General features: G+C 57.6%; 20 protein-coding genes and 1 pseudogene. 18 read left to right on the top strand and 3 right to left on the bottom strand.

Annotated elements, in window-relative coordinates; all coding sequences use genetic code 11:
- The first annotated feature begins 361 nt into the window (after nucleotides 1-361).
- Both FVF58_RS36925 and FVF58_RS36920 read left to right on the top strand, forming a co-directional pair.
- Nucleotides 362-613 carry a hypothetical protein gene (locus FVF58_RS36925; protein WP_149674646.1) on the top strand — a complete coding sequence of 84 codons (252 nt, stop codon included), beginning with the start codon at nucleotides 362-364 and terminating at the stop codon, nucleotides 611-613.
- Between the two features lie 326 nt (nucleotides 614-939).
- Nucleotides 940-1797 (top strand): SDR family oxidoreductase, encoded by an 858-nt coding sequence (locus FVF58_RS36920; protein ID WP_149674645.1) that lies wholly within the window; start codon nucleotides 940-942, stop codon nucleotides 1795-1797.
- A 527-nt stretch (nucleotides 1798-2324) separates the two neighbouring features.
- Here the strand turns inward: FVF58_RS36920 and FVF58_RS36915 are convergent.
- The gene (locus FVF58_RS36915; protein ID WP_149674644.1) at nucleotides 2325-3185 is read right to left on the bottom strand and encodes an SDR family oxidoreductase; all 861 of its coding nucleotides are present in this window, start codon (nucleotides 3183-3185) and stop codon (nucleotides 2325-2327) included.
- A 500-nt stretch (nucleotides 3186-3685) separates the two neighbouring features.
- Between FVF58_RS36915 and FVF58_RS36910 the strand changes: the two genes are divergently transcribed.
- The 16 genes from FVF58_RS36910 (at nucleotide 3686) to FVF58_RS36835 (ending at nucleotide 20800) form a co-directional block, all read left to right on the top strand.
- Nucleotides 3686-4861, top strand: coding sequence for a cytochrome P450 (locus tag FVF58_RS36910; RefSeq protein ID WP_188131043.1), 1176 nt, complete (start codon nucleotides 3686-3688; stop codon nucleotides 4859-4861).
- A gap of 12 nt (nucleotides 4862-4873) precedes the next feature.
- Nucleotides 4874-6121: an NAD(P)/FAD-dependent oxidoreductase gene (locus FVF58_RS36905; RefSeq protein WP_149674642.1), complete on the top strand. Its 1248-nt coding sequence runs from the start codon at nucleotides 4874-4876 to the stop codon at nucleotides 6119-6121.
- A gap of 13 nt (nucleotides 6122-6134) precedes the next feature.
- A complete protein-coding gene (locus FVF58_RS36900) occupies nucleotides 6135-6455 on the top strand; it encodes a 2Fe-2S iron-sulfur cluster-binding protein (RefSeq protein WP_149674641.1) in 321 nt (106 codons plus the stop codon).
- A 3-nt stretch (nucleotides 6456-6458) separates the two neighbouring features.
- Nucleotides 6459-7895 carry an MFS transporter gene (locus FVF58_RS36895; protein WP_149674640.1) on the top strand — a complete coding sequence of 479 codons (1437 nt, stop codon included), beginning with the start codon at nucleotides 6459-6461 and terminating at the stop codon, nucleotides 7893-7895.
- A 525-nt stretch (nucleotides 7896-8420) separates the two neighbouring features.
- Entirely contained in the window at nucleotides 8421-9128 is a 708-nt protein-coding gene (locus FVF58_RS36890) for a TetR/AcrR family transcriptional regulator (protein ID WP_149674639.1), read from the top strand.
- A gap of 1369 nt (nucleotides 9129-10497) precedes the next feature.
- The gene (locus FVF58_RS36885) at nucleotides 10498-11487 is read left to right on the top strand and encodes an amidohydrolase family protein (protein WP_149674638.1); all 990 of its coding nucleotides are present in this window, start codon (nucleotides 10498-10500) and stop codon (nucleotides 11485-11487) included.
- 69 nt (nucleotides 11488-11556) lie between these two features.
- On the top strand, nucleotides 11557-12849 hold the full coding sequence (locus tag FVF58_RS36880) for a Rieske 2Fe-2S domain-containing protein (RefSeq protein ID WP_149674637.1): 1293 nt from the start codon (nucleotides 11557-11559) through the stop codon (nucleotides 12847-12849).
- Nucleotides 12849-13916 carry an alcohol dehydrogenase catalytic domain-containing protein gene (locus FVF58_RS54305; protein WP_281291330.1) on the top strand — a complete coding sequence of 356 codons (1068 nt, stop codon included), beginning with the start codon at nucleotides 12849-12851 and terminating at the stop codon, nucleotides 13914-13916. The genes FVF58_RS36880 and FVF58_RS54305 overlap by 1 nt, the downstream gene beginning before the upstream one ends.
- Nucleotides 13909-14901: an aldo/keto reductase gene (locus tag FVF58_RS36870; protein ID WP_188131042.1), complete on the top strand. Its 993-nt coding sequence runs from the start codon at nucleotides 13909-13911 to the stop codon at nucleotides 14899-14901. The genes FVF58_RS54305 and FVF58_RS36870 overlap by 8 nt, the downstream gene beginning before the upstream one ends.
- Nucleotides 14898-16607 (top strand): AMP-binding protein, encoded by a 1710-nt coding sequence (locus tag FVF58_RS36865; RefSeq protein WP_223191196.1) that lies wholly within the window; start codon nucleotides 14898-14900, stop codon nucleotides 16605-16607. The genes FVF58_RS36870 and FVF58_RS36865 overlap by 4 nt, the downstream gene beginning before the upstream one ends.
- Entirely contained in the window at nucleotides 16604-17371 is a 768-nt protein-coding gene (locus FVF58_RS36860; protein ID WP_149674634.1) for an SDR family NAD(P)-dependent oxidoreductase, read from the top strand. Before FVF58_RS36865 ends, FVF58_RS36860 begins: the two co-directional genes overlap by 4 nt.
- Nucleotides 17372-17438: 67 nt before the next feature.
- A complete protein-coding gene (locus FVF58_RS36855) occupies nucleotides 17439-18401 on the top strand; it encodes a DODA-type extradiol aromatic ring-opening family dioxygenase (RefSeq protein WP_188131041.1) in 963 nt (320 codons plus the stop codon).
- Nucleotides 18392-18793, top strand: coding sequence for a RidA family protein (locus FVF58_RS36850; protein WP_149674632.1), 402 nt, complete (start codon nucleotides 18392-18394; stop codon nucleotides 18791-18793). The genes FVF58_RS36855 and FVF58_RS36850 overlap by 10 nt, the downstream gene beginning before the upstream one ends.
- On the top strand, nucleotides 18790-19467 hold the full coding sequence (locus tag FVF58_RS36845; RefSeq protein ID WP_149674631.1) for an RraA family protein: 678 nt from the start codon (nucleotides 18790-18792) through the stop codon (nucleotides 19465-19467). Before FVF58_RS36850 ends, FVF58_RS36845 begins: the two co-directional genes overlap by 4 nt.
- Entirely contained in the window at nucleotides 19464-20120 is a 657-nt protein-coding gene (locus FVF58_RS36840) for an RraA family protein (protein WP_149674630.1), read from the top strand. Before FVF58_RS36845 ends, FVF58_RS36840 begins: the two co-directional genes overlap by 4 nt.
- 2 nt (nucleotides 20121-20122) lie before the next feature.
- On the top strand, nucleotides 20123-20800 hold the full coding sequence (locus FVF58_RS36835) for an RraA family protein (RefSeq protein ID WP_149674629.1): 678 nt from the start codon (nucleotides 20123-20125) through the stop codon (nucleotides 20798-20800).
- 467 nt (nucleotides 20801-21267) lie between these two features.
- Here the strand turns inward: FVF58_RS36835 and FVF58_RS53300 are convergent.
- Nucleotides 21268-21487: pseudogene (locus tag FVF58_RS53300) on the bottom strand (high-potential iron-sulfur protein).
- Nucleotides 21488-21603: 116 nt separating this feature from the next.
- Complete coding sequence (locus tag FVF58_RS36825) at nucleotides 21604-22455, bottom strand: IclR family transcriptional regulator (protein ID WP_149674628.1); 852 nt, start codon at nucleotides 22453-22455, stop codon at nucleotides 21604-21606.
- Between the last annotated feature and the right edge of the window lie 162 nt (nucleotides 22456-22617).

The following is a 22617-nucleotide window of genomic DNA, read 5'->3' as shown; positions in this document are numbered from 1 at the left end:
AGGCAACCAGACGAACCCTACCTGGTAGCGGACACCCATTCAAAGGACGTCTCATACCGTCTGTCACCGATCAGGGCGCTAAGCGCAGCGCTTGCGGCAGCTGGTGCGCATTTTTTACTGCTGCGGTTTTTGTATGCCTTGTCTCTCATGGACGGGCAGATCATCGCGTTGATGGTCACCCCACTGCAACTTGACTTCGGATTAAGCGATGTTCACGTGGGATTGCTCGAGGGTTTTGAAGCAAGAGACAAACTCTTTTGCTCGTTGGTGAACTTGTGCTCTCTACGGGCACATTTCGTTAAGGCGTAGTTGAGCCGAAGGCAGTGGCGGCCGGTTCGCTGCAGCCTGGAAGGAGACGTCGATGAAAAGCGCAGAAATCTGTTTGCGGTCAGTTGTTGAGAAGTGGTTTGCAACTGCACCCGTCCGGGTAACCCGATTCAAATGGAGCGGGATAGGTCACAGCCGCTCTGTTCGAGTTGAGGCTCGCTCCTCAAGTAAGGCCTTCTCCATCGTCTTTTTCAAACACGAGGATGGTGCATGGCGAGTCTTTCCACCAGACGGGCGGCGTCCTGCCATGCGCTTCTATATGAATGTTGAATTACCCAAGGGATAATCTCATTTGCGCGATTGATATCGATGATGATCGTGTCTTGACATAATTATTCCCCGATTTCGATGTCATTACGAAGCTTTGGCTTGCTAGCGAGCGGGAACTCGATGAGTTTCTCGGCTAGATGCTCAATGGGGAGCAAGGGCTTCGCCTACGGGAAGATTCTAGCCGCTTTCTTGCCAGGGGACCATTCGCATGTTTGCAGTCGATGAGGCGATCACGCTACATGTCGCTGACAAATCCTAAGGGTTCGAACTGCATTGCTGCGATCCCGCCAGCGCAACACATATTACTTAACTGGGGCCTCGAATTTTTGACGAGATCGAACCATGACAGACGATAGCAGTACATTGCCCCTTGCGGTCATCACCGGCGGTGCCGGTCATATTGGACTCTCCTGCGCGCGGCGGTTTCGCGATCACCGAATTCTAATTTCGGATCTTCGGCCGGATGCGGTCAATTCGACAGTTAGTATGCTCCAAGCCGAAGGAGTGAATGCTGTTGCGATGCCCGCGGACATCACGCGTCAGGCGGATGCGAGTGCCCTGGCGGAGGCCGCAAACGGTATGGGCGGATTTGCGGTCCTGATTCATGCCGCTGGCGTCGCGCCACCTACGCCCCCTGAGATCATTTATGCAGTGAATCTATATGGAACTATCAATATACTGGGCGCCTTCGAACCCCTGGTAAAACCCGGAGTGGTGGGGGTTTGTGTGGCCTCAATGGCGGGTCACAGAACGCTTGGGCATCGCTTCGACTCCTTATTGTTGGAGCCCACACAGCGGCCGGCCGACTTGGCACGAGTCGTCGAAGCCGAGGCTCCCACGACGCCGAAACATCGCTTGGCCTATGCATTTTCCAAGCGTGGAACAATTCTGCAGGTGCAGCGTCGAGCTTATGCTTGGGGCCAGCGGCAGGGCCGATTGCTTTCAGTATCTCCGGGTGTACTCGGTGACACGGCGATGGGGGCCCAAAGACAGGCGGGTCTTGATCATCGTGGTAACGATTCGCCACTTGGAAGGCTCGGATCGGCGTCAGAGATTGCCGAGGTCATTCGATTCGTAGCTTCTCCGGCAGCTAGTTTGATGACGGGTATCGATCTGTTGGTGGACGGCGGTTACCTTGCAGCTGTAGATCACCAGTTCTCGGCTGATCGTCGTGAGAAGTGGCACGCCCTCGAAATTTAGAGGGGGCGGTGCCATCTGAGGTAACAGTGCGGGTGGTCCTTCGAGAGGAGGGAGGCCCCCCTGAATAGTCCGCTTCGGATTGTCCGTGGCTACACGGCCCTGTACACCAGGCGGAGATATGGACTTGACCACTACAGACATCAGCGGGGTGGTGGGGGCGTTAGCGTCGGCCGGAGTGGCCCACTAGCAGGGGAGGTATCGTGAAGTCGATGATCGTGGGCGAGTCCGCGGTAGAGATTGGCCTCCTTTGCCAGGAGGGGATAGCGCGGATTTTGCGAGGTGGTCACACCTCCTTCGCGAAGCGGACCACTTTCGCGCTCCTTTACATCTCAGAGGGTGATCTATCCAGTTTGTGAGGGCCTCGACGTTCCGAAGAGGATGCCACGTGTCGCAGCCGCCGCAAATGCGGCGCCGTAGTCGGCCTCGCACATCGTAGCGAGATACGGGAGAGAGTACCAGGGCTTTGCGGCGCGAATGTTGCGATGCAGAGCCCTGGTGGGGAACATGCGACGCTACGACTCGTGTCACTATGGCAGGCGGACTAGCTCAGTCGGCAAACTGTCGAGGATCTGGTCGCTGACAAAGTAGTCTGCGGTCAATGGTGCGAGCGGATGCCGTGCGTAAGATGAGAAATCTGTAACTCCCTCCTCGCGCAGTACTTGTTCATCCAAAAAGAAGTTGCCTGTCACTTCCGTTGCCTGCTTTGTCAGAATTGCGTATGCCGCATCCGCCATGATCTCGGGATCCCGACTGGAGTTGGCCATATCGCCGAGTTTGTTACGGACTGCAGCTGTGTCGATAGTGGTAACGGGCCAGAGCGAATTGACGGCGATGCCTAGTGACTTGAATTCGCGTGCTTGCCCTAATGTGCAAAGACTCATGCCGAATTTCGCAATACTGTAGGCAACATGCGGACCGAACCACTTCGGATCGAGGTCGAGTGGAGGAGAGAGGTTCAATACATGTGGATTCGCTGCGCGGCTTAAACAAGGTAGTGCCGTTCGAGTGCAGAGATAAGTGCCTCGGACGTTGATCTGCTGCATCAGGTCATACCGCTTCATATCCGTCGACGGCGTGTCGGTGAGCGAAAGGGCGCTTGCATTGTTTACCAATATATCGATACCACCAAAACGCAGTACGGCCTCGTCAAATGCCCGGACAACGCTCCCTTCATCACGGACGTCGACGACAAGCGGAAGAGCCGTACCGCCGGCGCGCTCGACTTCTTCCGCGGCGGTATAAATCGTCCCAGGCAGGTTTGGGTGTGACTCGGCAGTTTTGGCGGCGATAACGATGTTGGCGCCGTCTCGCGCTGCTCGGAGGGCGATTGCGAGACCAATACCGCGACTTGCACCAGTGATAAACAGGGTTTTCGATTGTAGGGTCATTGCCATGGCCAAGAAAAGAACGTTGATTTATCTCCACGCAACGGCGAGCAACAGGACCACTGGAACTCATAGTCAGTCGCCCCTCACATCTCGTCGTCTCGCCTTGCCAGCGTAGAGGCTGGCGAGTCAGCTTCCACCAAAGTAAGCGACTGTTGGATTGGACATCTCCTTCATGGTGCGAATTTCCTTTATGGGACTATGGTACCATAAAAGTGTGTGAGTGTCGATTTCATGGTGAGTAGCAGCAAATAGCTCGTCAGAGTGCAATGCCTCAAAAGCCTGGAGGTCGGCGGCTACTACCGTCCAGGCGCGAACACATCGACGATGACCACCACGAAGCCTCGTTCCGTGCTTGACAAGCGCTTTTTCTAAATGGTACAACAGTCCCATTATGAAAATTTATCCCGATGAAGGCGTTGGGTCCAGGGGCACGACAGACAGGAGCGAAAATGGGTTGTCCAGTGCATGGAAGGTTGAATGATGTTCCGGCGGACCGGGTCGTGTCCTTTAACTATCGGACTGGGGAAGCGATGGTTGCCGATCCGTGGACCGTGTTACACGACTTGGGAACCGGTCCGGGCTTTTTCTATTCGCCGGAACTCGGGGGCCATTGGTGTGCCGCGAAGCGTGAGACTGTCATCGACATCCTGCGCAATTTCGAACTTTTCTCCAGCCGAAATATTCGGGTACCTCGTTTGGAGCGTACGGTTCCGTCGATTCCGCACCACATGGACCCTCCTGAGCACGGCAGGTATCGGATTAGTGTCGTGGAACTTTTCGGTCATCGGATCCTGGACGAACTCACTCCAGCAATTCGCGCCACTGCCCGCGGGTTGGCGAACGAGTTGGCCACGCGCAACGAAGCTGAGTTTGTACGCGACTTCGCCATGCGTATGCCGGTTGAGATTTTCATGCGAATGTGCGGTCTGCCGCTTGAACGACGCGACGAAATGATCGGCTGGGTGCAGAGCTATTTTCATGGCGCCTCTCAGCAGGAATCTAACGACGCGCATGAGAAGTCGATTGACTATCTCAGTGGTTGGCTCGATGAGCAATTGGTAGATCCGGACAAAAGCGGTGGTCACATCATGCCTTCGCTGCTGAAGACGCGAGTCGACGGAAGACCGCTTAGTCGCGAGGAGATGCTGTCGATCATCATTACGCTCTTCAATGGAGGACTCGACACGGTGGCTGCTCAGATGACGCACATCATGCGTTATCTGGCCGAGCATGAGGATCAGCGTCAGAAGCTGCTGAATAACCCCGACAAAATCCCTGACGCCGTCGAGGAATTGCTCCGCCGTTTCAGCATCATAAGCATTGGTCGTGAAGTCACGCGTGACGCAACGTACGCCGGTGTGGAGCTTCGTCAAGGCGACATGGTGCTTTGCCTTATCTCTGCCGCAGGCTTGGACGAAGAGATATTCCCTCAGGCGCTTGAAGTTGATTTTGATCGCCCAAACCGACGGCAGCATTGCGCGTTTGGTTCCGGACCGCACATGTGCGTTGGCGCCCCTCTTGCCCGGTTGGAACTGCGCATCATGCTTGAAGAACTGCTCCCCCGATTGCCGGAGCTGCGGGTAAGGCCTGGAGCATCGCTCTCCTACCACACGGGTGTAACGCTCGGTCTGGTTGAGTTGCCGTTGCAATGGGGTGAGTCAGTCAACGTCTCTTGAAGAGAGAACGCCATGTTGAAGACAAGCATCAACTCATTGCGCTCACCTGGCACGGTGATTATTGGCGCAGGCCATGCTGGAGGATCGGTCGCAGCGTTTCTACGCCAGAATGGTTTTGCCGGATCAATCACCTTGATTGGGGAGGAGCCGCTGGAGCCGTATCAGCGACCACCTCTCTCCAAGGCATGGCTGAAAGGCGAAGCAAACGAAGAAGGTCTTCGGTTGAGACCCGCGGAGTTCTATCTTGAGAACCGCATACAGCTATACCTCAACACGCGTGTCGACGCCATCGATCGCTCGGCTCGGCTAGTGTGTATGGCGGATGGCAAAACAGTGAATTACGACAATCTCATCCTGGCCACTGGAGCCCGAGCCCGTACTGCGCCTTTCGAAGGAACATCGCTGCCGGTTGTGCTTGAACTACGCACTGCGGCCGACGCGGAAAAACTGAAGCTCGCACTTAAGCCCGGCGCGCGAGTGGTGATTGTTGGTGGCGGGTATGTGGGTTTGGAGGTAGCTGCATCGGCGCGTGCTCTTGGCGCCGAAGTCGTGGTAGTTGAGAGGGAGGCGCGTCCTTTGGCTCGGGTTGCTTGCTCGCAACTCTCGAGTTTCTTTCTTCGCTATCACAGTCAACGCGGCGTTACTTTTCGCTTGGGCCGGTCAGTGACATCCGTGCAGCTGCTGGATGGGGCGGCAAGCGTGTGCTTGGACGACGGCGAGCAATTGCCGGCCGATCTGGTCCTCGTAGGAGTTGGTGCGGTTCCAAATGAGCAATTGGCGCGTCATGCTGGATTGCGATGCGACGACGGCGTGCTCGTCGATCTCTCAGCGCGCACAGACGATCCGAACATCTTCGCAATTGGAGATTGCACGCGTAGACCGCTTCCACTGTACAACCGAACGGTGCGTCTCGAGAGTGTGCCAAACGCGCTTGAACAGGCGAAGCAGGCGGCGGCATCTATCTGCAACTTGCCGGCACCAAAACCCGAGACTCCTTGGTTCTGGTCAGATCAGTTCGATGTGAAGTTGCAGATTGCCGGTTTGCCCATGGACGTTGCCGAGATAGTAATTCGGGGAGACCCCGACGAAGACAGGTTTGCGGTCTTTCACGTCAGCGCCGATCAACGGATACAAGCGGTTGAAGCCGTAAACGCGGTGCCTGAATTCATGATGGGTCGTCAACTCATCGGTGCCAGGACCGAAATCAACATCGAGCGTCTGCGCAATCGAAATATTTCAATGAAGGAGGTCGCGATCTGATCGCGAAGAGTCTATGCCCCAGATCACTTTTATTACGGCTGATGGTGCGTATCGAACCGTGGATGCTCGAAATGGCGACAGCGTGATGCAGACCGCCATCAAGAACGGGATACCTGGAATCGATGCGGATTGCGGTGGTGCATGTGCATGCGCAACGTGCCATGTCTATGTTGACGAGTCCTGGCAAGACAGGGTAAACAAGGTGGGCGACATGGAAGCCAGCATGCTGGATTTCGCACAAGTTGTTCTGCCGAATTCCCGGCTTTCTTGCCAATTGCATGTTGTTGAGGCGTTGGACGGTCTGGTCGTGGCCATTCCTGAGAGCCAACATTGACCAATGGACACAGATAACTCTGCTGAGTTAAATGATCCGGCTGGAACGGTTGCGCCAGGGGAGGGTGTCGCAGGGGAGGATTGTCGGCACGAAGGTCTTCCCACCCCGCGGCGCTATCTTGCGCTAGCCGGGGTTTGGTTAGCCTTGATTGTCAGCATACTTGACAGCTCAATTGCTAACGTTGCGCTCCCGACGATTGCGCGTGATTTAGGGACTTCGCCTGCCGATTCGATTGCGATCGTAAGCGCGTTTCAACTGGGTGTTGTGATCTCGCTGTTGCCGATGTCAGCGCTCGGGGAAATCATTACCTATCGTCGAGTCTTTATCGGCGGTCTGTGTATTTTTACGCTAGCCTCCGTGGGTTGCGTAACGTCACACGACCTCACTGAACTGGTCGTCGCGCGGGCGATTCAGGGTATCGGCGGCGCGGGCATTATGAGTGTGAATGGTGCACTCGCTCGTTTTATGCATCCACCGCGGCTCCTCGGTGCGGCGCTCGGTGCGAACGCTTTAATCATTGCCGCGTTTGGCGCATTAGGGCCTACGATAGCCTCGGTCATGCTTGCGCTGGGTCCGTGGCAATGGCTATTCGCTATCAATCTTCCAGTTGGCGCAGTGGCATTAGCCTTGGCTTGGCGAACATTGCCAGAGAGCCCGAAGGCAGATAGACAGCTCGATCTATTGAGCATTGTTTTGAATATCATCGCTTTTGCGATGCTGTTGAGTGGGGTCGATCTGCTCACGCGAAATCCTTCCGGGTTATGGGGTGGCGCGGTCTTGATCGGTGGCGTCATTGCGGCGGTAGTGCTGGTGAATCGTTGTTTGTCTCAGAGTCGACCGCTTGTACCGATCGACCTTCTCAGGATACGCTTGGTACGTTTGGCTGCGCTAACGTCAGTGTCCACATTTACCGCACAGACGCTGACCCAGGTTGCTCTTCCTTTCTACCTTCAGGACGGTTTGCATTTTAATCTCGTGCAAATCGGTTTGCTTATGACGCCATGGCCTGCCGGCGTGGCGCTTGCCGCCCCCCTTGCTGGCAGGCTCGCGGATCGCGTGTCGGTCGAGGCGCTGATTGGGTGCGGCCTTCTCGTGATGGCAACTGGGTTGAGCTCACTTCTGTGGCTTTCACCTGGAATGGAGTTGACCGCTATTGCCATTCGGATGGGCGTCTGCGGTATAGGCTTCGGCTTCTTCCAATCGCCGAACAATCGTGCGCTATTGTCTTCCGCTCCAATGCACAGGAGTGGTGCGGCGGCTGGACTCATTGCGATTTCGCGTACCACGGGTCAGATCCTTGGCGCGATGCTGGTAGCGATATTTTTCCGATTGTTTGGTCACGTAGGCCAATCCGCTATAGGTGTCTCGGCCCTCATGGCAGTGCTAGCTGCGCTACTGGGTTTTGCACGCAAGTCCTCGGGCTCACGTACAGTCAACTGAGGGGCTTTCGCGTCCTTCAAGTTGCAACTGCGCTTCGGTTCTTGATCGATGCGTAACGGAAGCCGGGCGCCAGCGGGTTACCGGCGATGCCGGTGGCTGATGATCGAGCCCGCCTGGAGTTGGTTGCGCCTGCAGCGCGGCAGTCAGTTCAGCCACCGGTTCAACCAGCGCTTTGTGGCCACTACCTTTCAACGCACTTGAGAATGTTGATCAGCGACGGACTTGTCAGTCGGACATACCGTCGGTCCTGGCGGAAATCGCCGCAGTGGCGCGAGAACGAGGCGGCCTCGATTTTGTCGGGGAAAGTTTTGACGGATTTGCGCGATGGCGAGAAGAATTCCAACTGAATTCGCTGAGCGCAAACTACTGAGGAGGTTGCAAGAAATCATACAGTTTTGTTACATCGACGTTCGGCTCCAGAGAGGCGCAATTCTGTTGTTCTGTCTCGCCATGGGAATGGTGTACCATTGAGGAGATATACGTTCAGGACGTCCTTGTCGGCGGGCCGCGCCCGATTGGAGAATCATGTCGAACCTTGTTGGTGGGCGAAGCAATCAGAAAATGCGCACGCATATGGCACTAGTCGAATGCGCCGCACAATTTGTACGTGAGGGGAAATCGTTCACCGTTGCCGAGGTGGCGGATAGCGCTAGAGTGGGTCGCACGACAGCGTATCGCTACTTTCCGTCCGTCGAGACGCTAGTTGTGCACGCCACGCTCTACGCGGCAACGGAGGTTGAGAAACGAAGTATTGACGCGGCGCTCGAGAGCAAGCAAACGGTCGAAGATCGTCTCCGCTCGGTGGTTGAGGCCAGTGACGTCACGATTACCGACCACGATTACCTTTATCGCACAATGCTGAAGCTCTCCTTGAACAATGAGAGCTCAGATGACGAGTTGCTCCCGCATCGTAGAGGGGCACGCAAGGAAGTGCTTGAGTCGGCAATCGGTATGCTGCGTACTCAGCTTGGTACGAAGCGTTACGAGAAGTTAATCGGAGCGCTCAGCCTGTTTATTGGCATTGAGTCGGCCGTTGTGTTGCGTGACGTCTGCTTCCTCTCCACAGAAAAGGCTCGGGAGATCAAGGTCTGGGGGGCTCTCGCCATTCTTAAGGCTGCGTTGGCCGAAATGGACCAAGCCGGCGGGTCAAAATCTGCCAAAACCGAAGATGAACCCCTCGCCGCCAAGCGGATCGTTCGGAAGCCGGTGTCCCGAAAGGCGGCTCAACGTTGACGAAATGCCGCATAAACGTCGTCAGTAATACGACACTACACCGCTCCCAAGCGGGATTGCGAAACGCGATGTCGAGAAATCCTTGAACAGGACCGCGGGCAGGCGCCGACGAACGCGGTCGTATCCGCATTCATTTAGTCCGCGCGCGTGTTATCGAAATGCGCGTTGCGTCTCGTGCTGACGTGGTATTCGTCGAAGTGTTGTACTCGGTGAACATCTCGTAGATCGGATGCCAGTAACGGTTGGACAGCGAACGCTCGTCCAGCGGCTACCCGATGGGTCGGGTTCAGATTTATTGCGACGTGCCGCGCTCTTCGACCCATTTGACGAGTGCGGGAAGCCAGGTTGCGATATCGCCGCCGATATTTCGGGGCGAGATCGCATCTGTCGGACGAGGCCTCTATCGAGGAGGCGATGCGGCTGTGTCGGCTCTTGAGCGCCTTACGCACCTTCGATAGTGTCCGGGGATATCGATCACCATGAGTTGCTCTTCGGAGGTTAGGTGCGCGCGTGGATTACGCGCCCGGATACCTGTGCGGGGCGCTAGAAGAGCACATCGATACCGACGGTCACTGCTGTCTGGCTAGACGCGCCGATCGGGTTGCGCGTGCTGACGACCGCGTGTTTGTACGATGCGTAATCGACTGCTGTAAGGCGTGGTGCGCTTGGAAAGCAGACAGGCAAGCGAAATCATCGACAGACCGCGGCGACTGTCCGTGTCATTCGAGACGGCGGTCTGATAGTAGTCGCCCGTAAAACGATATCCGGCTTGATGAGCCTCGTCAGGCCGCCGAATCCGTTGTTCGTTACCAGGTGCGGGCCTCCCGGATTTTGCTGGTCCCCGGACATGAAGCCGCCCCATACTCGCACCGACCCGATTCTGAAACCCACACCGCTCAGGTAATAGCCGCCATTGATAAGCCGTGCCGACGAGGATATTCCGATGGCCGTACACGCCACCCAATATCCGCCGGCCACAGGTGGATAGCCCACGCCAGCCGAGCGGGTCGCTCCGCTGCTGAAATTTCCCGTGAGCCCGCCAACCGGATTGTCCATTTCGAACAGAACTCGGTGCCGCCGCCTTTCGCCCCGTTTGGCCTGATAACGGACACCACCTTCCCTTCCTTCAACTCCCCCGCTGTCAGTACCAAGTTGAGTTTGGTAGCACGCACGAGCGCCTCGGGCGCTCGGCTCTGGCAAGCATAGACGCTTTCCCGGCGGTCAATCCAGCGACTGCCGACGAAAAGTCGCTTGACGCCTCACGGACATGGCTATATCGTATCTATATGGAACTGCAATCCCATAAAGGGTAACGGATTCCGAATGGTTTCCTGGCCCAATGAGCCAACCACAGCTTCGGAGCTATCGCATGATCATCGACAGTCACGCCCATGTTGTTATGACCGACGAACTGTATAGGTACATGAGCGAACTGGTAGCCAGCCGTGCCAACCCGGCCGCGCCGTTCTCTGGAATCAAGGAGGAGGCGCTGCATGCTGTTTCGAACCGACTGATCGCAATTATGGATGGCGTGGGAACTGACGTGCAGTTTCTCTCTCCGCGCCCGTACATGATGCTGCACTCGATCAAGCCGGCCAAAGTAACCGCGTTGTGGACCCGTGCAGTCAATGATGCCATCCATGCCCAATGCCAGTTGCACTCGGACCGTTTCAGGGGAGTCGCCGGCCTTCCACAGTTTCGCGCCGAGAGCCCTGCAAACTGCCTGGCCGAGCTGGAACGATGTGTGAAGGAGTTGAGCTTCGTCGGCTGCCTGTTGAATCCGGATCCGACGGAGGGTGAAGAAACAGCGCCGCCCGGGCTTGGCGATCGCTTCTGGTATCCCCTGTACGAAAAACTGGTCGAGCTCGATGTGCCGGCGCTCATTCACTCAGCGAGTTGCTGCAATCCGCGAGAATCCTACACGCTGAAATTCATCAACGAAGAGAGTATCTCGATCATCTCCTTGTTGGAGAGCCGCGTGTTCGAGGACTTCCCGACATTGAAGATTGTTGTCGCGCACGGCGGGGGGGCTATTCCGTATCAAATGGGGCGCTTTCGCGCATGGGCCGAGAGACGGGGCGGTGAAACGTTCGACGAGAAGGTCCGCAAACTCTACTACGACACCTGCAACTATTCGCCCGAGGCGCTGGAATTTCAATTCCGGGTGCTTGGCGTAGACAACTGCCTCTTTGGTACGGAACGACCAGGGACCGGCACGATCGCGTGTAGGCATACGGGGCGGGACTTCGACGACCTGAAGCCTGCGATTGAGGCCATCCCATGGTTGACGGCTGAGGATAAGTACAAGATTTTCGAAGGGAACTGCCGAAAGGTTTACTCGCGCGCGTTCAAAGACTAGCGAGCGAACGATCTCGCAACCGGTCCCGCAGATCGGGCGGGGCGGCTCGACTAACAATGGAGATACCCCATGCTGTCAAAGGCTGACAATGAATTGATGTGCCGTGTAGAGGGAGACCAGCCCATGGGCATCTTCCTGCGGCGGTTCTGGATGCCGGCATGTTTGTTGGATGAGATTCCGTCACCCGGCGAAGGGCCGGTTCGCGTCAATCTGGTGGGCGAGCGACTCGTGGCCTGGCGAAATGCCGAAGGCCGGGTAGGTTTGATGTCCGAGGCCTGTCCCCATCGCGGTGCATCGCTCATGCTCGCGCGCGATGAAGGTGACGGACTGCGCTGCATTTATCACGGCTGGAAGATTGATGTCGCCGGACATGTATGTGAAATGCCTGGCGAGCCGAAAGATAGCCGCATGTGCGGACGGGTGAATAACACGACCTACCCGTGTGTCGAAGCGGGCGGACTGTTGTGGGCTTACTTGGGACCCGGAGAGCCACCTCCACTTCCAAGCTTTCCATGGATGAACTTGCCGTCGACTCATTACGTTGTGAGAAAAACGCTCTACAACGTCAACTTTGTGCAGTCGCTCGAGGGTTCACTTGATTCGGCACACAGTGATTTTCTGCATAGCGCAGAGACAAGTGCGTCGGGTGATTACGATCAGGATCAAGTTCACAGTGATGGCCGACGTTCGCGGCCGTCAATCGATACTTCACCCGAGATCGACGTAAGAGAGACCGAGTTCGGCTTTATCTATGGCGCAATCCGCAAGGCAATGGCCGATCCGGAGAAACTCGCATACGTGAGGGCTACGGCTTATGCCTTGCCGTTCTACAGCATGATCCCTCCCGTGTACATGCAGGCGTCAGTGCCGCTAGATAGCGAAAACACCGCAATGTACCTTGTCTGGTACGACAACGAACATCCACTGTCGCCGGTCGAAGTGAAGGCGCACGAAACTTTCCTCGGATTGCGGATGGGTGAGGATCTGCTGCCCGACTATCGCCGTCCTGGACGTGCCGGCAACCGATGGTTCCAGGATCGCGAAGGCATCAAGGCGGGTAAGACCTACACCGGACTGTATGGCACGACCATGCAAGACATTGCTGTGCAGGAGTCGATGGGGCCCATACAGGATCGCACCATCGAGCACCTGGGGATGACCGACAAGGCAATTGTCCACATGCGACGCATGCTCCTCGCAACGGCTCGTCAGATTAGAGACGGCAAGGAACCTGAAATCCCTGCACTCAATAGCGACTACAGCCAGGTACGAAGCGCCGCGGCGACGATCAATCGCGAAGACGATTGGTGGGAAAAGCTTTACGGCGCCGCGTCAACGGCGTCACTGGGAAAGGCTGTTTGATGCGAGGCCTCGTTCACGTCGGAGACGGCAAGCTGGAGTTGCGCGATCTCCCAGCGGTATCAGCGGGTGAGTGTGGAGCGGTTCTCCGGGTGGAGGGGAGCGCTGTTTGTATCGGAGATGCCGAAACACTCCATGGATATGGTCCGGTGATGACTACGCCTTTGGTACTCGGGCACGAGATCGTGGGGCGCGTCGAGGATGTGGGTCCCACCGCCCCGCGTGCGCTACAGGAGTTGCGCGGTGCAAGGGTCATGATCGATGACGCACGGCCTTGCGGGAAGTGCGATTGGTGCCTGCGCGATCAAAAGCGATTCTGCAAATCACCGCGATATGGACACATTGTTCAAGACTCATCCTCCAGTAACTGGGGAGGATATGCGGAGACTGTGTCGCTCGATGAACAATCGGTACTGGTCCCGATACCTGAAGATTTGCCCATCGAGCTTGCGACCTTCGCGTTTCCCGTAGCTTCGGGCGTTGAATGGCTCCACCATGGCGCAGAGATCAAGGTAGGGGAATCAGTGGCGATCCTCGGCACGAGTCGGATGGGCGCGGCAACAGCTTTGGTGGCTCTGCACGCGGGAGCGTCGAAAGTCGTCGTGTACGGCGATTCACGTGGTGTAGACGCGATTAAAACCTGTTGGGCAATGGGAGCTGACGTGCGCAGCTTTCCCGCTGCACCGAAACTCGAAGGACCCTACGAGGTGGTCGTGGTCGTGACAGAGACTCCCGTGGAGTACGTTGCGGCTTCGGTCGAAATGGCTGGTCCACTTGGGCGAGTGATATTGGCATGCACTTCAACCAGACCGTCTGGGATGGAGCCGGAGACGGTTCGTCGCAAGGGACTCACCCTTAAAGGCGGACGTGGTGCATCGGCTCAGTCTCTGAAAAAGGCGGTAGAGATTGTCTCGGCCGAGCGAAAGAGGCTTCGAGAGTTTGCAGGGGAGGTCCACGGATTTGAGGCTGCGGAAGCTGTTCTCAAAGGATTGCTCGATGGTGGTGCAGTTCGTGGAGCTCATGTCGTCATTCAGGATGCAGCCTCGTCAAGGAGCAACGTCGATGCGTAAGCGCCGTTTAGGACGTACCGGGTTTGAAGTCTCTGAGATTTCATTCGGCTGTGGTGGGACCGCGGGGCTCATGGTCCGCGGCAGCGAGCACGAACAGTGCGCTGTCGTCGGCAACGCCCTGGAGCGAGGAATTAATATCTTCGACACGTCTCCGACGTACGGCGGCGGCGACTCGGAAGTCAATCTGGGAAAGACGCTCAAGACCCTCGGAGCATCGCCGATCATCAGTACCAAGATCGACTTCGCCCCTGGTGACCTTGATGACCTGGAAGGCGCAATCGTCCGTTCCGTCCAGCGCAGCCAGGAACGGCTGAACCGCGAACGCCTGGACATCCTGTACCTGCATAGTCGTGTGGGACGTCAACGGGATCTGGGTGGTCGTGTTCTCTCCGTTGACGACGTATTGCAGCCCGGCGGGGTAGCTGACGTCATGGAAGGATTGAAACGAAAGGGCATCGTTGGTGCCGTTGGTTTCACAGGTCTAGGTCATACCGACTCGATTCTTGAGGTCATCGAAGCCGACCGCTTCGACCTTTTTCAAGCCTACTACAACCTCCTCAACCCGAGCGCGGTCGCCCCGACGGTTGCAGCGTGGCGGGCTCAGGACTACGGAGAGATGATCTCGAAGGCGTCGAACCGCGATGTTGGCGTGGTCGGTATTCGCGTTCTCGCGGCGGGTGCTCTTAGCGAAAGCGGTGAGCTTCATCGTTTTGCGAAGTCCTATTCATCACTGTCTCGAGCCGAAGTGGATGCGGACCGCGTGAAGGCGGATGCATTTCGCGCCTTCGTACCAGAAGGCGCGTCAATGGCCAGTCTTGCGCTGCGTTTTGCCTTGAGTGAACCCATGATCGACACAGTTCTAGTGGGTATCTCCGAGCGTTCACATCTCGACGATGCAATCGCTGCCGCACAGGCGGGACCCCTGGAGCTCGAACGGCTCCAGCAGATCGCCGCCCGTTTCCGTGAACTATATGAAATGGCATGACTATGTCTGAGATCCGCCTCTCCGATGGAGACTCGAGTGATGAAGGGTCAACCGACGATCGCCGGTGGGTCCGCCTCTACGCTCCCGGTATCGGCCCGGACGTCGCGATCGAGCCAGCATTGCCGCTTGACGCTTTTGAGGTCAACGTGGCGGCGCGCCCCGATGCGATTGCGCTCTGGTATTTCGATACCGCGCTTAGCTTCCGGCAGCTCGGCCAAAAGGTCGACGCCCTGGTTACAGCGTGGGCCGACCGGGTAAAGAAAGGCGACCGGGTCGTAATCTTGAATCAAAACACTCCGGCAACGGTAATCGGAGTGCTGGCGGTCTGGCGTCTGGGTGCAATCGTTGTGCCGCTCAATCCCATGCTCAAACGGCGGGAGCTGGTTCACTATCTGCACGACGCTGAACCGTGTGCCGCGATTGTCGGGGCAGAGCAGGCCATGGCACTTCATGGTGCGATTTTGGACTGGGGAGGCAGCCTTTCCGCCGCAGTCTCGTTTGCCAATGAGTTTCTTCGTGAGGGCGACACGCCCGCCCTTCTCGGGAAAGTCAGTGAGGACATTGAGATGCCCGACGGATGGAGCCATCTGTCGGCGCTTCTCGACGAGCCGGGCACATCGTCTGGAGGGTCGATTGATCGGAGTGACATCGCCTTCCTGACTTACACGTCAGGAACCACGGGCGAGCCCAAGGCTGCACTCATCACTCACGCAAATGTGGCGTCCAGCGCGGAGGTCTATCGTCAATGGCTGGAACTTACCTCCGATGATGTCCTCTTTGCGGCCGCGCCCTTTTCGCACGTAACAGGGTTGGTCGCCCATATCGCGGCAGGGTTGGTCGCGGGCGCTGCTGTAGTCATGTGCTATCGGTTCGAAGCAGCCACTGTACTCGATTTGTTGGCGCGCCATCGCTGCACGACGACGGTGGCGGCCATTACTGCTTACATTGCGCTGCTTGACCAGCCCGCGTTCGACCGCTCGCGCCTATCCCATTTCCGCAAGTTGTTTAGCGGAGGCGCACCCGTGGCGCCGGCGATCGTCGAGCGATGGGAGGCAGCGACGGGCGTGTATATCCACAACGCCTATGGTCTGACTGAGACGACGTCGCCCTCGCACCTGGTGCCTTTGGGACGCCGGGCTCCGGTGGATGAATTGACTGGTTCGCTGTCGATAGGTGTACCAGTCCCCGGAACACGTTGCCGGATAGTCGATTTGCAGTCGCGTGCAACGTTGCCCTTTGGCGGAGATGTTGGCGAGTTGATGACCTCGGGTCCGCAGGTCGTCGCGGGGTATTGGCGGAAACCGGACGCATCGTCGGCTGCATTTGAAGACGGCTGGTTACGCACGGGGGACATCGGGCGTGCCGACACAGAAGGCTGGTTTTATGTCGTAGACCGCTCAAAGGACATGATCGTCGCATCCGGATTCAAGGTCTGGCCGCGCGAGGTCGAGGACGTGTTGCTTGAGCATCCAGCGATTAGCGAGGCCGCGGTGATTGGAGTGCCTGATAGTTACCGTGGCGAAGCACCAAAAGCGTTCGTCGTGTTGCGTCCATCGGCGACGATTACGCAAGAGGAGTTGACGCTGTTTTGCCGGGAGCGACTGGCGTCGTACAAGGTGCCGCGCCTGATCGAGGTCCTCGACGAGTTGCCTAAGACCAATTCGGGCAAGGTGCTACGGCGTGTTCTGCGGGAGAAATCGGTATGAGCAATGGCGCAGGCGGGCCATTTGATTTATCCGGACGGGTCGCCGTTGTGACCGGGGGATCGAGAGGACTGGGCGCCGCGGCGGCTGCCGCCTTGGCCGCTGCAGGAGCGCATGTCGTGTTGGTAGCACGTAACCAGCAATCGCTTGATGAACGGGCCGAAATCCTGGCAGGCGCTGGTGCGAAGGTTTCCTGCGTCGCTGGAGATCTGTCGCAACCTGGAACTGCGGAAGATGTGGTGGAAGCGACGATCAGACACGCCGGTAGCGTCGACATTCTCGTGAATTCTGCTGGCGCGATTGCTCGTGGAACGTTGCAGACCACGTCGGATGCCGACTTCGAGCAGGTCATGCGGGCGAACGCATACGGCGTATGGTCGATTTGTCGCGCCGCGGTTGCGCACATGAAACCCGGCAGTGCGATCGTCAATGTTGCATCCACCGCAGGGCTGATCGGAATGAGCGAGCGCTCGGCATATGCCGCCTCCAAGGGAGCGGTGGTGCAGATGACAAAAGCGCTGGCTGTCGAACTTGCGCCACGTGGCATTCGCGTCAATGCGGTTGCACCCGGACCGTTTGCTACAGAGATGTCGCAACAGAGCCAGGCAAGCGAGCGCTGGCGCATGCTCATTCAGCACAAGGTGCCGCTCGGTCGCGCTGCCCATCCAGACGAGATAGGTCCACCGATTCTATTTCTGGCGTCTCCGGGCGCGAGCTTCATAACCGGCGTGATTCTCCCGGTGGACGGCGGATGGACCGCGAGCTGACGTTTAGGGGTACGCGTACACATCGATGCGCACAGCGCGCATCTTCAAACGAGGAATGAGGAGTTTTATGGCCGAGATCGTGCTGGGACTGGCTATGTCGCACAGTCCTCAAGTTAGCCAGGAGCCGAAGTGGTGGAGCGAGCAGGCGCGGATTGACCAGAATCGCACACCCTATGAAGAGCTCCTGAAGCGCAAGCCTGACTGGATTGAGCAGGAACTCAGTCCAGAGGTTTGGGAAAAGAAGCATAGCGCAGTTCAGAGCGCCATCGCCGATCTCGCTCAGACGCTCAACGATGTCGCCCCCGACGTCGTCGTGTTGATCGGTGATGACCAGGAGGAACTCTTTCTCGACGACTGCATGCCGACGTTCTCGGTTTTCTGGGGGGACAAGAGCTGGGACAGGCCGGAATTTATCCATGGCGATATGAGCGTTCCTTCCAGAGCGGCAGTGCTGTGGGCATTTCATGGTGAGACGCAGGAGGCCTATCCGGGTCATCCGGAGTTCGGGCGCCATATCATTGAAAATCTGATGGAGCAAAACTTTGATGTAGCTCAGTACTCACGTCAGCATGAGCAACGCTCTTTGGGACATGCCTTTACTTTCGTGCGACGCCGCATCATGCGCGAGGACAGGATCATCCCGATGATTCCCGTGCTTATCAACACCTACGTTCCTCCGAACCAACCCACTGCGGCGCGTTGCTACGCGTTTGGACAGGCAATCCGCAAGGCGATCGAATTGTGGCCCGGCGCGGAACGCGTAGCGGTGATCGCCTCTGGTGGGCTTAGTCACTTTGTTATCGACAGCGAGTTTGATCGCCAGATACTGGAGGGCCTTGCCAAGGGAGATGGCGAGGCGCTCTCCTCAGTACCGAGGAGTAAGTTGCAGTCCGGATCTTCGGAGGTTTTGAACTGGATTGCGGCGGGCGGGGCTCTCGAAGGGTTGCGCATGAAGCTCGTTGATTACATCCCCGGATATCGCTCGGAAGGTGGGACGGGCGTAGGCATGGCGTTCGCAAAATGGCTATGAACCCAGACCGACCACACCGCGAGTCTTTTGATCTGGAAGGGATTTCGCATACCGTGCCGATTCCTTTTGGCACCCGAGTTGGAGACATGCTGTTCTCCTCAGGAATCATGGGAGTAGATCCGTCGACTGGTAGTCTCGCCGAGGGTCTCTCTGCGCAAGTCCGATTCGCTTTCGCAAACATGGAAAGGCTGTTGAAAAAGGCTGGAGGCGATTTGGGTGATGTCGGCCATGTCCGGGTGCTCGTTAGCGAGGAAGGAAATCGCGCTGCTGTCAACGACGAATGGCTGCGCGCTTTTCCTGATGCGCATGACCGTCCCGCTCGCCATACAGTCGTGTCCGCGCTCCGAGGCGGCATGCTTGTTCAACTCGAAATCATGGCCGTACTGAAATGACCAACGTGAACGATTCAACGATCCTGGAGCGGCTGGGCCGGCTTGATACTTGTGCCGTTTCCGACAGCCTGGACAAGCTCTCTCTCAAAGGCACAGTCACAGGACTCTCACCGCTATCGTGTCTCGCGAAAGTATGCGGACGCGTTATGACCGTGAAACTGGTGAAGGCCGATGAGGTTTCGAGCAGAGGAGCGCCCACTCCGCACCTCGGTGCTCGGGCCATCGAAATGGCGCAGAAAGGAGACGTCATCGTAGTCGAACAGCGTACTGGAATCGTCGCTGGATCCTGGGGCGGAATTCTGTCGACTGGCGCAAAAGTTCGCGGGATCGCAGGCGTTATCTCTGACGGGCTAGTGCGTGACGTTGACGAGGCGCGTGGATTGGGATTCCCGATCTATGCGCGTGGCTCGACAGCCCTCACAGCGCGTGGCCGAGTTGCAGAACTAGAGACGGGCGGAACAGTGCAGATCGCCGACGCAACTGTGCATACGGGCGATTACGTGATTGCAGATGGAACCGCCGTCGTGTTCGTTTCAGCCTCACACATCGCCGCTGTCCTCGATACCGCGGAGCAGATAGCAGCTCGCGAAAGCGTCATGAGCAAGGCTTTGATGGAGGGGATGTCGATTACGCATGTCATGGGTGCCGACTACGAGGAGATGCTGAAGCGATGAATCAGGACCGAAATGTTGACCGTGCAGCCTCGCTCGACTGCGCAACTTTGAGCGACGCATTGGATCGCCTTGGAATCCACGGGCAATGTGCCTGGATCAAGGCTCGTGCTGACGAGTTCCGGTTGACGGGACGAGCCTTCACGCTTCTTTACGGGCCGGCCTCCAAGCCCGCTGGTACGGTAGGCGACTATATCGATGACGTTCCTCCCGGATCAGTTGTCGTCCTCGACAACGGGGGCCGTGAAGATGTAACGGTGTGGGGAGACATCTTGACGGAGATCGCTCAGCGGAGAGGGATTGCCGGAACAGTCATAGACGGAATCTGTCGCGACGTCGCGCTCTGTCGCAAGCTCGGATACCCGGTGTTTTCTCGCGGACACTGGATGCGAACTGGCAAGGATCGTGTGCAGGTGGAGGCCACCGGAGTCGTGGTTTCAATTGGATCGGTTCGCGTCGCGCCAGGTGACCTCGTGCGCGGCGATGCGGACGGTGTAGTGGTCCTACCCAGCGCCCATGAGGATGCCATCCTTGATGCGGCTGAAGAGATTTCGCGTGCCGAAGACGCAATTCGCGCTCTCGCACGAGAGGGTACCCGGCTAGACGAGGCTCGCCGTCAGTTTGGGTACCACCGCCTTCAGTCTTTGAAGGACTAAGCATGAGTGACGAACACGATCCGTTCGCCGATACGTCAATCTCGGTGCGCAAAACGGTTGCTCTACCTGCAGACCAGATCAAACGAGCCGCCAGGCTTGGCTCGGCGACACTTCACGAAGCCGGAGGCCGGATCGGGGCATTACCGTCGTCGATCAAGCCGACAGCCGCGAGTTTCAGGCTAGCAGGGCCGGCTTTTACCGTGCATTGCCCGCCGAACGACAATCTGTGGATTCATCGAGCCATCAAGGTGGCCAGCCCGGGCGATATCCTGGTCGTCTATGCGAGCGGCCACTATGAAGCAGGATATTGGGGCGAGGTCATGTCGACTGCTGGAATGGTCGCCCGACTGGGCGGCCTGGTCATAGATGCGTGCGTGAGAGATGGCGCTCTGCTTGAGGAAGTTGGATTTCCTGTTTTCTCAAGAGGCTTATGCATCCGCGGTACCGGGAAAGATTTTGGTGCGACGGGATGGCTTAACAAGCCTGTGCTGATGGGTGACATCTTCGTGAGTCCTGGCGACCTGATCGTAGGTGACATTGACGGAGTGGTCTCTATCCCCAATGAGCAGATAAGTGAGGTGCTTCTCGCCGCCGAGAAACGTGAGGCGGCGGAGTGGGAAATTCTGACGAGGCTGCGCGCTGGAGAGTCGACCTTGCAAGTATTTGGTCTAGACCGTTGAGGAGTAACGCGATATGACGGTTAAGCCGCTTCGTGTTGGTGTGATTGGCGCAAACTGGGGCTTGAACCATATGACGCGTGGAGAGCGGTGCCCGGAGTCGAGGTAGCGGGCGATTTGCACTTCGCGCCGGGAGACCGCAGAAGCGGCGGCGCGCGTGACGGGTGCACCCTGTCCAATGTGGGATGCACGTGAGATGCTCGCTGATCCAACTCTCGAAATCATTGTCGCCCCCAGACTTCCTCCGGTGTCGGTCCGGTCAGCTTCTGCTCCGGCGGCTAATGCCGCCGCGCGGACACCGAAACGACATCCGCCACGCGTCACTGAAAAACATGAACAGAACGCTCATCGCATCATTACTGGTGGCGGCCTGTGTTTGGGCAAGCAAACATCGCGGCGCGTGACAAGGCAGGGTTGGCGGCCAATTGTTTGTCGAAGGGCAGCAAACTGAACCTTGATCGTCCCGCAGGTCAGGCTCTTTTCACATACGTGCTGCACCATCCCTTGGCACTGACCTCTTTTCCGCCAAAGATCGGACACGGCCCGGCAGCATCACCTGACTTGCCGATAGAGCTGGCAATTCGCACAGGCCTGTCCGGTCTGGCATTCTGGGTATTTGGCTTTGTCGATCTGGGTCGCGTCCGGTTTATACCCGAGCGACTGGGCCGTAGGATCGCTGTCGGAGAGCATGGGCGCGTCAGCTCGCGCCTCGTTGGTAAGTGCCGCGGTCGACGCCAGCGATGCGGCAAATAGGGTTCTGATGTGATGGATGATCCGTGCAATGCATCGTACGAATATCTTCGGTCTCATCGAGGCTCGGGTTGGTGCGCGGGCTGCGAAGCTGCATCCCAATAGACATTGAAGCCCATCAATGAAGTGAGGGTTTCTGCGGCGCGCTTCATCATGTCACCGACGGCGGCCATCGACGGCACAGGGGCATCGTCGATTCGCTCGATATATGGGGTAGTCAGTGCCGCAATGGCATGACCGTCCATGCCGAACACAGGGTAGGCCAGATTCTTCACCCCCTTGACCTGCCGGCTGGACATGCGCGCGTTGCCGTGCCTGCGGATCTGCGCGAGGTCCTTCGCAAGCGGTTGTGGGTCCACGGCCCGTTCGCCGTCCACGGGAACATGCAGTTCGAGCATTTCGACGCGTTGCGGTTCTTCCTGGAAGGCGAGCAGGACCTGCCCCGACGCGGTATCGGTGAGTCCTATCAACGTGCCGACCTTCAACGAAAAGCCCCACCGCTCCGGACTTTCGACGCCTGCGACGATCAGCACGCGTCCCTTCTGATACACGCACAGGTGAAACGACTGTCCAGCCTGCTTGGCGAGTTGCGTCATCAGCGGCAGTGCGGTCGACACTAGCGAGCGCACTGGCTGATGCCGGTGCGCCAACTGGAAGAGCAGCAACGACAGAACATACCGGTCGCCGATCGTGTGCAGGTAGCCGCGTGTTTCCAGCGTCACGACCATCCGGAATATTTCGGCGGTGGTACGGCCGAGCTCTTTTGCGAGTTCCGCAAGAGACAAACCCTCCGCGTGGTCCGCCAGCAGCTCGATGATGTCCAGACCCTTTTCCAGTGCCGGTGCCGAATAGCGCGTCGCGTTGGCGTTCAAGTTTCCTCCTGAAATCGCAGATGAAATGGCGCACATGATAACCAGACGGATTGTAGGGGGACTGAATGTCATGTGGGCGCCCAACAATCCGTTTGAGGGACGGGGAAAACACCTACAAGATTTTCATCAATAAAACGTCGTTTCATATATACAATTTCCTTACCCATACGGCGAGAGTGGTCAGTTGCGCTCAACGGC

The sequence above is a fragment of the Paraburkholderia panacisoli genome (assembly GCF_008369935.1).
In the GTDB taxonomy this organism is placed as follows: domain Bacteria; phylum Pseudomonadota; class Gammaproteobacteria; order Burkholderiales; family Burkholderiaceae; genus Paraburkholderia; species Paraburkholderia panacisoli.
This window is presented reverse-complemented; position numbering and strand designations above follow the sequence as displayed.

What these genes read in the sequence shown, in the direction of transcription:
- FVF58_RS36905 (WP_149674642.1), top strand. Translation starts at nt 4,874, where the DNA reads ATGTTGAAGACAAGCATCAACTCATTGCGCTCACCTGGCACGGTGATT.
- FVF58_RS54305 (WP_281291330.1), top strand. Translation starts at nt 12,849, where the DNA reads ATGCGAGGCCTCGTTCACGTCGGAGACGGCAAGCTGGAGTTGCGCGAT.
- FVF58_RS36915 (WP_149674644.1), bottom strand. Translation starts at nt 3,185, where the DNA reads ATGACCCTACAATCGAAAACCCTGTTTATCACTGGTGCAAGTCGCGGT.
- FVF58_RS36860 (WP_149674634.1), top strand. Translation starts at nt 16,604, where the DNA reads ATGAGCAATGGCGCAGGCGGGCCATTTGATTTATCCGGACGGGTCGCC.
- FVF58_RS36840 (WP_149674630.1), top strand. Translation starts at nt 19,464, where the DNA reads ATGAATCAGGACCGAAATGTTGACCGTGCAGCCTCGCTCGACTGCGCA.
- FVF58_RS36835 (WP_149674629.1), top strand. Translation starts at nt 20,123, where the DNA reads ATGAGTGACGAACACGATCCGTTCGCCGATACGTCAATCTCGGTGCGC.
- FVF58_RS36855 (WP_188131041.1), top strand. Translation starts at nt 17,439, where the DNA reads ATGGCCGAGATCGTGCTGGGACTGGCTATGTCGCACAGTCCTCAAGTT.
- FVF58_RS36870 (WP_188131042.1), top strand. Translation starts at nt 13,909, where the DNA reads ATGCGTAAGCGCCGTTTAGGACGTACCGGGTTTGAAGTCTCTGAGATT.
- FVF58_RS36845 (WP_149674631.1), top strand. Translation starts at nt 18,790, where the DNA reads ATGACCAACGTGAACGATTCAACGATCCTGGAGCGGCTGGGCCGGCTT.
- FVF58_RS36865 (WP_223191196.1), top strand. Translation starts at nt 14,898, where the DNA reads ATGACTATGTCTGAGATCCGCCTCTCCGATGGAGACTCGAGTGATGAA.
- FVF58_RS36890 (WP_149674639.1), top strand. Translation starts at nt 8,421, where the DNA reads ATGTCGAACCTTGTTGGTGGGCGAAGCAATCAGAAAATGCGCACGCAT.
- FVF58_RS36900 (WP_149674641.1), top strand. Translation starts at nt 6,135, where the DNA reads ATGCCCCAGATCACTTTTATTACGGCTGATGGTGCGTATCGAACCGTG.
- FVF58_RS36920 (WP_149674645.1), top strand. Translation starts at nt 940, where the DNA reads ATGACAGACGATAGCAGTACATTGCCCCTTGCGGTCATCACCGGCGGT.
- FVF58_RS36925 (WP_149674646.1), top strand. Translation starts at nt 362, where the DNA reads ATGAAAAGCGCAGAAATCTGTTTGCGGTCAGTTGTTGAGAAGTGGTTT.
- FVF58_RS36895 (WP_149674640.1), top strand. Translation starts at nt 6,459, where the DNA reads ATGGACACAGATAACTCTGCTGAGTTAAATGATCCGGCTGGAACGGTT.
- FVF58_RS36825 (WP_149674628.1), bottom strand. Translation starts at nt 22,455, where the DNA reads ATGTGCGCCATTTCATCTGCGATTTCAGGAGGAAACTTGAACGCCAAC.
- FVF58_RS36885 (WP_149674638.1), top strand. Translation starts at nt 10,498, where the DNA reads ATGATCATCGACAGTCACGCCCATGTTGTTATGACCGACGAACTGTAT.
- FVF58_RS36880 (WP_149674637.1), top strand. Translation starts at nt 11,557, where the DNA reads ATGCTGTCAAAGGCTGACAATGAATTGATGTGCCGTGTAGAGGGAGAC.
- FVF58_RS36850 (WP_149674632.1), top strand. Translation starts at nt 18,392, where the DNA reads ATGGCTATGAACCCAGACCGACCACACCGCGAGTCTTTTGATCTGGAA.